The organism is Mesorhizobium sp. M2D.F.Ca.ET.226.01.1.1 (assembly GCF_004022705.2).
Lineage (GTDB): Bacteria > Pseudomonadota > Alphaproteobacteria > Rhizobiales > Rhizobiaceae > Mesorhizobium.
Window position 1 is genome coordinate 1 of the sequence record NZ_RZOY02000051.1, and the last position, 449, is coordinate 449.

Genomic DNA, 449 nt, shown 5'->3' on the forward strand with positions numbered 1-449 from the left:
TTGGCGATCTTGATTTCGCCGTTCTTCACCACCGCCCGCTGCTCGCCGGCGCCGACCGCCAGGATCGTCGCATGCGGCGGGTTGATGACGGCGGCAAAATCCTTGATGCCGAACATGCCGAGATTGGACACCGCCGTGGTGCCGCCCTGATACTCCTCCGGCTTCAGCTTGCGGCTGCGGGCGCGGCTGGCGAGATCCTTCATCTCGTTGGAGATGGTCGACAGCGTCTTTTCGTCCGCTTTGCGGATGATCGGGGTGATCAGGCCGCCGGGGATCGAGACGGCGACACCGACATCGGCATGCTTGTGCTTGACCATCGCACTGTCGGTCCACGACGCATTGGCATCCGGTACGGCCATCAGCGCCATCGCCATGGCCTTGATCACCATGTCGTTGACCGAAAGCTTGTAGGCGGGAACCTCGCCTTTGTCGGTCTTCTTCATCGGTGC

1 protein-coding gene is annotated in these 449 nt (G+C 62.4%); it reads right to left on the bottom strand.

Features of this window, described 5'->3' with window-relative positions:
• A partial coding sequence (locus tag EN869_RS33715) for a 2-oxo acid dehydrogenase subunit E2 (RefSeq protein WP_189342950.1) occupies positions 1-449 on the bottom strand: 449 nt, incomplete at both ends.